The 11,613-nt window shown below is 45.6% G+C and carries 5 protein-coding genes and 1 pseudogene; all 6 read right to left on the bottom strand.

Going from position 1 to position 11,613, the window contains the following annotated elements:
• Positions 1–3,083, bottom strand: a 3,083-nt coding sequence (locus IQ229_RS01400) for a hybrid sensor histidine kinase/response regulator (protein ID WP_194040595.1), incomplete at its 3' end; no start/stop codon positions are given.
• Positions 3,084–3,098: 15 nt separating this feature from the next.
• A complete protein-coding gene (locus IQ229_RS01405; RefSeq protein WP_194040597.1) occupies positions 3,099–8,345 on the bottom strand; it encodes a GAF domain-containing protein in 5,247 nt (1,748 codons plus the stop codon).
• 136 nt (positions 8,346–8,481) lie between these two features.
• On the bottom strand, positions 8,482–9,015 hold the full coding sequence (locus tag IQ229_RS01410; protein WP_194040599.1) for a chemotaxis protein CheW: 534 nt from the start codon (positions 9,013–9,015) through the stop codon (positions 8,482–8,484).
• 14 nt (positions 9,016–9,029) lie between these two features.
• The gene (locus IQ229_RS01415) at positions 9,030–9,392 is read right to left on the bottom strand and encodes a response regulator transcription factor (protein ID WP_194040601.1); all 363 of its coding nucleotides are present in this window, start codon (positions 9,390–9,392) and stop codon (positions 9,030–9,032) included.
• Positions 9,393–9,538: 146 nt separating this feature from the next.
• Complete coding sequence (locus IQ229_RS01420; protein ID WP_194040603.1) at positions 9,539–10,870, bottom strand: response regulator; 1,332 nt, start codon at positions 10,868–10,870, stop codon at positions 9,539–9,541.
• Positions 10,871–11,315: 445 nt separating this feature from the next.
• Positions 11,316–11,613 (bottom strand): annotated as a pseudogene (locus tag IQ229_RS01425) (gas vesicle protein GvpC); the annotation flags it as partial.

The following is an 11,613-nucleotide window of genomic DNA, read 5'->3' on the forward strand; positions in this document are numbered from 1 at the left end:
GAATAGGGTTTGGTCATGTAAGCTTTCGCCCCTAGAGCTAGAGCTAATTGGCGGTGCTTCTGTCCGCTACGAGTAGTCAGCATCACCACAGGAATGCCGGACAAACGCTCGTCTTGGCGATGGTGTTCTAAAAACTCAAATCCATTCATACGTGGCATTTCAATGTCACAAATCACTAAATCAATATCGCTGTGTTGCACCATTTGAGCGATCGCCTCTCGACCATCGCCTGCTTGCAACACTTGATAATCGGCTTTTTGGAGCGTCTGCACCAAACTTTGCCTTTGGACAACCGAATCTTCCACGACTAACACTGTCAGTCGGTTAGGTTGAGCAACGGCTGTATTGACTTCCATCGGCTGTTGCTGCGGTTGCGTTATAGTTGCGGATTGCTGCGCCTCTAGAGTAAGAACAGGCTCAGGTGCGGGCAATATTGCAAGACTTGATACCGGGGAAGTCGGCATCATATCTGTCTCCCAAGTTTGCCGAACTAACTCCAACGGGTCAACGATTAGGGTCAGACTACCATTTCCCAACACGCTGTAGCCTTGGATGTAACTAGGTAAAGTTAGGACTCTACCGAGGGATTTAATTACTAATTCCTGCTCGACTAAAATCTGATCGACTTGCAAGCACAGGTATTGATGCTCTGTTTCTAACAGCAGCAGAGGTTCGACGGTGTTCCGTTGTTTGACTGGAAAAGGACTGAGGTTTAAATTGTGGTCTTGGGTGAATAAAGGGTATTTGTAATCCAGCAAATTGGCAAGCGAGCGGATGGGAACTAGTTGCTGATTTTGCCCTTCTCCCCACTGCCAAAATTTTTGGCTGCCTTGTCCGTGTAAAGATTGCTGGACTTGAATCTGCTCTGGCTGCGGTAATAAAACTTGGCTAACTCCTTCAGACAGCAAGCCATAAGTAATACCTTGAGATTGACAAACGAGCAAGCGTGCTGTTGTCAAGCTCAGGGGCAATTGCAGCATGAAGGTGGTTCCCTGCCCTGAAAGCGATCGCACCACAATCGAACCTTGTAAAGCTTGCAATTGAGTGCGAACGACATCTAAGCCGATACCACGACCAGATAATTCACCAACCTGGTTGGCGGTAGAAAAGCCTGGTTCAAATAATAACTCTGCCAGTTGGTCTTCTGAGGCGTAGGCGGCTTGTTCGGGAGTCAGCAGGTGTTTTTCTATAGCTCGCTGACGAATGGATTCCCAGTTAAAGCCTCGACCATCATCCCGTACCTCAATAGTAGTGCGGTTGCCTTGATGATAGGCTTTAATTGTAATTGTTCCGGTTTCTGGTTTACCCTGCTGGCGACGGGTTTCTACCGGTTCAATGCCGTGATCGAAGGCATTGCGAATCATGTGCAGTAAGGGATCGTACAACTGCTCAGAAATGGCTTTATCCACCAGTACCTTCGTACCGCCAAGCTTGAGTTCAACAGGCTTATGATAAGTTGCTACCATCTGTTGCAGGAGGCGGGGTAATCGATTCAACACTGTTCCCAGTGGCACCATTCTGGCTTGCAGCAAATCTTCCTGCGCTCCTGAAAGCAGTTGCTTGCGCTTTCCGAGACTGAAGCGAGATTGCTGAACTAAGCCATTAACAGCCTCAATCTGTTCTCCTAATTGCACCATGTCTTCTGTAAGATTTTGCAGGAGAATGTGCAACTCGCTATAGTTATCCATTTCTAAGGCATCAAAATTGGATTGTGCCTCGGTAGCAGAGATAACTCGTGGAGATCCATGCATCTGTCGCTGCTTGCGTTCGGGAAGCAGCAGATGTCGATCCGACCAAGTAAAAACTTTACTAAGTTGTTGTTGACAGTACAAAAACTGTAGTAGAGTGTCTTGGGCTGCTTTGTGGATGTGGTTAGATTGCAGGTTTTGTTGGTTTTCGCTGATTAGCAATTCCCCAATTGTATGGCTGAGGCGATCGAGCTGTTCTATCGCGACTCGGATACTGGGAAGTGATGCCGATGACTGAGCCTGGAGGCTTGGTGCTGGTGGTGGAGAGGCTGGCCGATCTGAGTCTGAGTATCGGCAGGATGTCTGTGGATCTCCGATCCAGATTGACTGTAAAATCCGATCTATGGCAGAGGGGGCTACTACCGAATCCTGAGAAATAGGTGCCAGTACCTCCGGTGTTTTCGGTGCGGAGTTATCAGTCCGCTTCGGGAAAAACGACCAAATTGATTCCGCTTCGCTGGCACTGAGGAGGGGGGATGGCTTATTCTCAGTTGTAGACGTTTCTGTGGGTTGGGCAGCGATCGCAACTGGCTGCTCTTGCGGTTCTGGGACAGGAGTAGTGAGCATTGCCCATTCTCGCAATTGTGGAGATATTTCTCCTCCTTGAGTGCGATCGCCTGCAAGTACTGCCGTTTGAGCTGCTTTAAAATTTTCTAAAGCCGCCTGAGCGATTTGCAGTACTTTGTCTGGATGTGCTTTGAGCGCGTTTAGGGTCGCCTGGGCAATTTCTTCTAATCCAGATAAGCCATAAGATGCTGCTAGTTCGACAAAAAATTCGGCTTGGGAGTTGAGTGTTGTTTGAATTTGTTGCGGATCTTGGCTTTGAATGTCAGTTTCCAGCTGTTGCAAATCCTGGAGTACACTCCCGGAAAAGATTGACTCTACCACATCAAAGCCAAGTTCTTCCGAACTGGGAAGCGGAGCCTCACGACCAAAAAAGTCGCCTAGTTTATGTTGAAGTTGGGCAAAGATTGAGGCAGTTCGATCAAGTATTTCTGCCTCATTGCAGGATAAGCCCATCAAGGCTGCACTCAATGGAGTTCGCAGGCACTCATAAGCATCTAGAAGCAAAGCACCCAATTCTGGATCGATTTCCAGTTCTGGAGCGTATAACGCTTGGAATACATCTTCCAAATGATGGGCAATTGTCTGAATAGTTTCTTGCCCAACACTGGCAGCACTCCCTTTGATAGTATGGGCGCTTCGCATCAAGGCATGAACTTTTTCTATTGTTTTTTCATCAAGTAGACCGATCAGATTCTGCTCAATGGTTTGCAACAACTCTGCCGCTTCCGCAAGAAAAGCCTGCTCTTGATTACTGGGATCGGAGTTCATAACAGTTTTGTGAGATTAGTCAACTTTGAACTGGCTAACGCTGGTTTCCAGTTGTTGTGAAGTCATCCGTAGTTCCTCAAAAGACTCGGAAATATGGATGGCACTTTCTGAAGTCTTGCGGGCGATCGCCGAAACATCCATCATCGCCTCTGTCAACATCTGAGATTGCTGACTTTGGTGGGAAACTGCTTGGGTAATTCCTTGCACCAGTCCACCAATTTCGTTGGTAGCTACCACGATCGCACTCAGGGAATGACGAGTCTCATCGATCAAGTTCGAGCCTTGGACAACTTGGCTAATCCCTATTTCCATTGCTTCGGTAACTTCGTTGGTGCCAGCTTGAATTTCTTGCACGAGTCGCTCAATTTCTGTGGTGGCACTAGCCGACTGATAAGCCAGGGAACGAACTTCATCTGCAACCACCGCAAAGCCTTTGCCATACTCTCCGGCACGGGTAGCCTCGATCGCAGCATTGAGTGCCAGCAAATTAGTTTGAGTGGCAAAGTTTTCAATCAGACTCACTACTTTCGAGATTTTCTGAGAAGCTTCACCGAGGCGTTTAATCTTCTTCGCTGTTTCCGACACGGTTTCCCGAATCTCCAGAATGCCATCTACGGTTCTTTCCATCAGGGAATCACCAGCTTGGACGGTGTTATTAGCTCTTTGAACCGCCTGTCCTACTTTTTGAGCATCAGCAGCGACTATCTGGGTGGAAGTTACCATCATTTGTAATTGTTCCAGAGCGTGTTCAAGCCGTTCTGCCTGCTGTTGAGCTTGATCGGATAGTTTCACTACTGAGATCGTGTTATCGCTAGAAGTTTCACTCACCCTGCCAGCAGCAATTTGCACTTGTCGCACTAAATCTCGCAAACTTTGGATCGTAGTATTGTAACCATCGGCGATCGTCCCAATTTCATCTTCAGATAGGGGCGCTCGAACGGTCAGATCGCCTCTGAAGGATGGTTCCAAAGCCATGAGAACGCGGATTGCTCCTTGTTGCAGTTTTTCTCGGGCGGTACGTTCGCGCTCTGCTGCTTCTGCTAGTTGCTGCTCTTGAGTACGCACCTGTGTTAGGTAGTCTGCAAGATTGAGGGCAATACCAATCTGGACGCTGGCTTGGTTGAGAACATCTTCCTCGGATTGCTCCCACTGGCGCGGTGCGCTATTTTGATAAACTCCCATCAGCCCCCATAGCCGATTTTCTTGAAAAATCGGAGAAATCATGTAGGCTTTAGTTCCCCACATCTCTAACAATTGGATGTGACATTCGTCATGACCGACACTATATATATTGTCAACCCGCAAACTTTCTTTGCGGACATAACGTCCTCCTTGGTTGTACTGGAGAAAGGTATCTCTAACTTTGGCAAGGCTAGTTCCCACCAGCTTAGGCCAATCCCCAGTCACAGACTCAACTACAAATTCTCCAGACCAATCAGGCTCAAAACGGTAAACTCCAACTCGATCTACTTTCAGCAGTTGACGAAGTTCGTGGGTGGCAAACTGGATAAATTCCAGAACATTACCATGACTTTGGGCCATCTCTGTTAACCGACTTGGCAGGCGATAGGAAAATCGGGCGTTTGCTACTTCCCGTTCTGCCAGTTTGGTCAGTTCCTCATTCTTGCTTAAGGTTTGTTGTAAGTATTGCGATTGTTGGACAGCAACCCCAAACTGCGTGCCGATTTTCGCTACCAAGTTGACTTCATTCTCTTGCCATTGCCGCGGCCCGCTATTCTGATATGCTCCTAACAAACCCCAGAGCTTGTTTCCGGCAATAATCGGGGTGATGATATAGGCTCTAATCTGGAATTGCTCGAGAATTTTCAAGTGGCACTGGGCATGGCCAGCAGTGTAAACGTCATTAATTACAAACGTCTCGTTGTTGCGATAGCGTCCACCTTGGGTTTGTTGTAGGTGTTCGTCTTCCCATATAGTCCTGATATCGGGGCCAACCAAAGCCACCCATTCACGACTTACAGATTCGGCAATAAATTCCCCACCCCAATCTGGATTGAAGCGATACACTGCGAGACGATCGCATTCCAAATGCGATCGCAATTCTGGTAGGGCATTGCGGAAAATCGTATCTAGCTCTTGAACTTGGCGAATTTTTTCTGACAGCCGTGTTAATGCTCGTTCCCCTTCTGCGGTTCTGGCTAACTCTGCATTCTTCTTCTTGAGCTGTTCGATATACTTAACCTGTTGCAAGCCTATACCCATTTGCACAGCTACTTTTCGCAACAGTTGCACATCCTTGGATTTCCACTCACGAGGGCCAGTATTTTGGTATGCTCCTATAAAGCCCCAGAGTTTGTTTCCAATAAAGATCGGAGCGATAGTGTAAGCCTTGGCCTGGATTTTTTCTAATATCTCTAGGTAGCACTGAACGTGACCGACAGTGTAGATATCATTGACAGCAAAGGTTTCATGATTGCGATAGCGTCCGCCCTGAGTTTCTTGTAAGTGTTCGTCCATCCAAATCGTTTTGATGTCGGAACCAGCTAAAGACAGCCATTGATCTTTTACGGATTCGGCAACAAACTCCACACTCCAGTCGGGATGAAAGCGAAATACTGCTAGGCGATCGCATTGTAGTTGTTTGCGTAAACTTGGCAGCAAAGTCTGGAAAATTGTGTCTATATCCTGGGCTTGACGGATTTTTTCCACCATCGCTGTCAGCACTTGTTCCTCTTCTGCTGTCCGCGCCAACTCTGCATTCTTCATCTTCAGCTGTTCGATGTACTCAACTTGCTGCACGCTTAACCCCAACTGAATGCCCAATTTGCTTAGTAATCGCACCTCTTCGGAATTCCACTGGCGCGGGCCGCTATTTTGGTAAGCCCCTAACAAACCCCAAAGTTTGTTTCCAGCAAAAATCGGGGCGATGGTGTAGGCTTTAACTTGGAACTGCTCTAACAGGTCGATGTGGCACTGGGCATAACCAACAGTATAGATGTCATTGACGGCTAAGGTTTCATTGTTGCGATAGCGTCCGCCCTGGGTTTGCTGTAGATGCTCGTCTTCCCATACGGTCTTGATATCGGGGCCAACCAGAGGCACCCAGTCACTTGCTACAGATTCAGCAATAAATTCACCACTCCAGTCAGAGTTGAAGCGATATATTGCGAGGCGATCGCATTTGAACAACTGCCGCAATTCTGCCAAGGTAGTGCGGTAAATCGTTTCTAGCTGTTGGGACTGACGCATTCTCTCCGCCATGCGTGCGATCGCGTTTTCGACTTCAGCTACTTGGGTCATTTCTATATTTTTTAACCGTAGCTGTTCGATATATTCAGCTTGCTGGAGGGCAATGCTCAACGGTTCGGCAATCTGCAACAAAGCACCGGCCTCTTCCTCAGTCCATTTCCGAACCTCAGAATTCTGATAGGCTGCTAACAAACCCCAAAGATTACCAGCGCGGAAGATGGGAACAATGATGTATGCTTTGGCTTGAAACTTCTCTAATGATTCTAAATAGCAAGGTGAAAAACCAGCAGCATAAATATCGTTAACTTTACGGAAGCGCGTTCCTTTAGCGTACATTCCACCCTGCGTTTCCTTGAGATAGGTATCGGCATCAGCTTTAACAGGGGAGGCATAATCCTTAATATTGCAACGTTCTGAAGATATCAGACCTGTTTTTAAAATGCCGTCTTGTTCTTGCATCTCCACCAGTGACGACCAACCAGCACCTACAGATTCAGCGATCACTTCTCCACTCCAGTCTGGATGAAATTGATAAACGACAACGCGATCGCATTTTAAAAATCGACGCAACTCTTGGGTTGCAGTGCGGAAAAGGGTGCGAAGATCCGTTGCTTGCCCAATCTTTTCAATGATGCCGAAAACAGTACGTTCTCGTTCAACAAGTTTGGCTGACTCCTCAGAGCGGTGATAAAGTTGTTGCTGATATTGCACCTGTTGAATAGTAATACTAGACAAAGTTGCAACCTGCACCATTAGGCGAACTTCACTATCTTTCCACTGACGAGGCTGAGAATTTTGATAGGCAGCGAGCAAGCCCCACAACTTTTCTCCCTGGAAGATGGCAACAATAATGTATGCTTTGGCTTGATAAGCTTCTAAAATTTTGATATAGCAGTCAGAAAAACCAGCACTATAGATATCATTAGTGACTCGATAAATCTGTCCGCGATGGAAATTTTTGCCTTGGGTGTGCTGAATGTAGCTATCTGCATTATGCGATCGCCCTGTTGTCCCAACCAATCCCCCTTCGTCTGCAAGGTTCCTCACACTGCAATAGTTAACGTTATTGACAATTGCTGGGTTGTTTCGCTGTTCTTCTAATAGAGAAACCCACTCAGATCCAACAGATTCAGCAACAAATTCTCCACTCCAATCTGGCTGGAAACGATAAATTGCCACGCGATCGCATTTTAGTGACTGTCGCACTTCTTGGGTGGCAACGCGAAAGATGGTATCCGCATCTTTGGACTGGAGAATTTTATTCGCTACACCGACAAGGATTTGGTCTTTTTCCACTTCTTGTTGCAACGCAGCCTGGATCGCGGCAACTTGCAGTTGCGCTTCTAATTCCTGCTCGATTAATTTTAGTAACTGAATTTCAGCATTCTGCCACTGGCGAGCAGCAGTGCATTGCTGCACTACCAACAAGCCCCAAACCCCATCTTTTGCTAAAATCGGCAAGCTCAAAGAAGCTCTTACCTGAAACCGATCCACGAGCTGCTTTTGGTAAGGGGACAAGCCAGCAGTGTATGTATCCGCGATCGCTGCTAATTTTTCTTGTTGATAAAGCTTGGCAGAACCCAACCCAAAAGTGACGGCAGGCAGTTTTTCCTTCAGCATTGGGGTAAAGCCATCCCTCATTGCCTCTGCAACAACTATCCCCAGCGTCGGATTCGTAAACTCATACAGCACCACGCGATCGGCTTGCAGGGCGCTTTGTACCTCTATGACAACAGTGGCGAACAAGGTATCTAGATCGGAAAATTGGCGGATTTTGCTAGCGATCGCCTGTACTTGCTCTACCTCTAATCCATCTCCTCCGTCTTGATATGGCAACACACTTAGCAGTTCTTTTAACTTGCGGATTCTCTCTCGCAATGGCCCTGTTTCCACCCAATCAGCTTGATCCAGTTCATTTCGCAATTCTTCTAGAGCGGAGGTGATTTGCTGTTTTGCTGGTACATCAACGGTATGCCCGTTATCGGTTTCCTTATAACCGTTGCTGGAATTTGACTGAGGTTGGCTAGGTCTAAGATTGTGTTGCGCTACCATGATCTTTCTTGCTATGAAGGTTGTCGGAGTTAATAAGTAAAATGCAGAGCGGAGGCTACTTACTTTTCTGGAACGGCTTCAGCGTCCAGAAGCCTGTGTGCGTCCGCCCTTGGCGTTGTATAGGAAGCTCTGAACTTTAAAGAGGCTGAAGGGCTTGAATCACAATATGGGTGTCAAGTAACATCAAAGGGCTACCTTGAGAATCCACAAAGTAACCCTGTAAGAACGAGCCTAGTCGGCCAGGTAACATTGATGTCGAAATCGCTAACCGCTCTTGGGGGTCATGAACTTCAATGGTATTGACTTGCTCCACCAACAGCCCGACGGTTTGATTCTGGACTTGAACAAGCATCGCCATGCCAGAGTTACGCACACTTTCCCGCCGACACCAGTGTGTTGCTCCCAACAAACCTGCTAAATCAAGAATCCAGATCGCTTCTCCCCGCCAATTCATTATGCCTAACAAGAATTCTGCTACCTGTGGTACTGGTAAAATCTCGGTCAGTGCAACCTGAATTACTCCCCGCAAATCAGCTAATGGGAGTAACCCATTTACCTTTCCATTCAACGGAAATCTTAAAAACCTCTGGTTGTTCCCTTGGGTAGAGTTTTCAAGTCGAAATTGGCTATTAATGGGTAGCGAAGAAAAGCTATCATTGGCCTGTACCATTGCCCTAGTTTCCTTTAGCGAATAAATTTATTAACAGTCTGGAGCAAGGTATTTTCATCTACAGGTTTGACTAAATAGCCATCAGCGCCACTCATATTGCCCCAAGTTCTATCAACATCTGTGTTTTTAGTTGAGCAAATCACTACCGGGATTCCTTTTGTTATAGGATCGGCTTTCAACTTTCGGCAGAACTCAAATCCACTTTGACCTGGCAAAATCAAATCCAGTAAGATCAAGTCAGGTTTTTGTTGTTTCAACCGCAGTTGAGCCTCTTCACCACTGCGAACTTCATAAACTGAATATCCTCCTTGCTCTAGGTAACGTGTCATCTTCTCAGATTCTGTGAGGCTATCTTCAACTAAAAGAACTTTTTTCATTTTTTTCCTAACTATTTAATTCAGAATTTGAAAAATAATGGCGACAAATAAATTAACACCAAGCTAGATTTAGGGAGCAATTTACCATCCACAATCGGTTTTGAAAATGGATGTAGGGGAGCCACTGATATGACTACCGCTTGAACCTAAACACTTAAATACTTGTGAAGCATATTCAGTACTTTGTCTTGTTCTACAGGTTTACCCAAAAAGTCAGTTGCTCCTACTAATTTTGCTCGCATCCGATCTACTATTCCATCTTTCCCCGTTAAGATGACAACCGGCACATTTTTGAGACTTGGAGTTTTACGGATTTGAGAACAAATTTCATAGCCATTTACTTTTGGCATCAAAAGATCCAAAAAAATGAAGTCTGGCTTGTTTTTAATTAGGTTTAAAACTGCTGTCAAGGACTCTTGAATGCCCACAAAGCGATAACCTTGATGGGTCAGTATTTCCTCCAAACTGCGACAGATCATCGGACTATCATCCACACAAGCTACTAAAGGTCTTGAGACATCAATAATTGCTTTGCTAGCCGCTGGGAGGCCAACTTGTAAAATAGTCTTCTCTTCTGTCTTTAGTGAAGAATTGGCATTATTAACTGCACTGGACGGACTAACAATTTCTTTGCCAATCGCTGGTGGGGCAACTTTTTTGAAATTGGGCGCAACTTGTAAAACAGTGTCCTCTTCTGGCTTTAGTGAAGAATTGGAATTATTAACTGCACTGGATGGGTTGCCAGTTTCGTGACTAATCGGAATCTTCCTGAGTTTTGGGGTTGGTGAAAAAGCGATCGCCCCTGTTTTTACCAATGTCATCAATAACCGAGTCAAAGCTAAGACATCCCGACCGCTTTTTTGCCCTAAACCTCGTAAAGTTTTTGTTCCATCAACTAGAGCAATAATCTGTTTAGAGGATGCTTGTCCTTGAAGTAGCTCAATTTGTTGAATGATCGGAAATAAATTGGGCGAGTAGGTTGCCAGTCCTGCATCTCGCCATTCTTGCCAGGCTTGTGTAGCCTTTTTCAAGACTTCCTCTGTTGGTATTACAGCTAGGAGAACCCCAGGAACTTCACCAACAACGGTACTATGTGACAACTGCCCTGCTGGATTGTTGCCATTTCTTTTGGCTTCAATGTACTGCATGATATCAAACAGAACTTCAGCTATTGAGCTTGCAATCAGGCTAACAAGTTGTTGTTGTTCGATTAATTTTTGTTCTCGCAACTTAGCAAGAATGGAATACTCGCGGTAATTTTCCTGGGGAGAGACAAGCTGCTCCAACTGTGTCACATCCAGATTAGAACAGTACCGCAACAAGTGTCGTCGCCATCGCTCATCGGCATTAGAACCGCCAGCCTGCCAAATTAATCGTCCTAAACGAAAATATAGCGTCCAAGTCGGCCCATCCCTTGCTTCAAGATTTAGCCTGCCTGTGAATAATTTAGTTTGAAGTTGCTCGATCAATTGATTCACAATGGATCGCACCTCCTTATATATCTTGAGTTTTGCATTTACATTAAAATTGCTCAAACAATCCAGCTTACTAACTTTATCGTGCGATTGCCAATAGCACAGTTCAAAACCTTGATTGAGCTATTCCAGCTTGTTATATCCCTTTCCAATACGGATATTTTTAAAGTTCAAAGCCGGAAGCTTGAACAAAGATTTAAGCTCTTTTTCTAATTATTAATAGGTTAACTAATTATTAATAGGTTAACTTGTTGCCATGTTACATCTACTGAGCAAATTGCTTGTATGGATGTAGTTGCAATACAGACCTGAAAAAGATGGGAATGTTGAATACTACAAAGCATAGACCAGCTTTAATGCTTATCGATTGTGTACTTAAGGCGACAGACACAAGCGATCGCCCAACAGCTAGTCTGCAAATACAAAAAATGAGCTTGAATTAAGTTTGTCAAGAAATTGTTTGTTGCCGAATAAAGTATTGGCGATCGCGTTGTTCTAGTATTCCTTGCTTGATTAAGGAGCGCAGAATATCTATCGTTTGTACCCGGCTTAAGCCTATCACCTCTTCAATTTCTATCAGAGTAGCTCCTTCAGCTTGCTGAATGTATTGCTGCACTTTAGATTTAGCAGTATCCGCATTCAAGGCAGGCACTTTCTTAGTCATGCTATTGACGGAAGCACGAAAACCAGTGGCTTTAATTGCAGAACGGGAGATTGACCATTTTGGAACTGTTGCCACTAATTTC

The sequence above is a fragment of the Nostoc cf. edaphicum LEGE 07299 genome, from assembly GCF_015207245.1.
In the GTDB taxonomy this organism is placed as follows: domain Bacteria; phylum Cyanobacteriota; class Cyanobacteriia; order Cyanobacteriales; family Nostocaceae; genus Nostoc; species Nostoc edaphicum_B.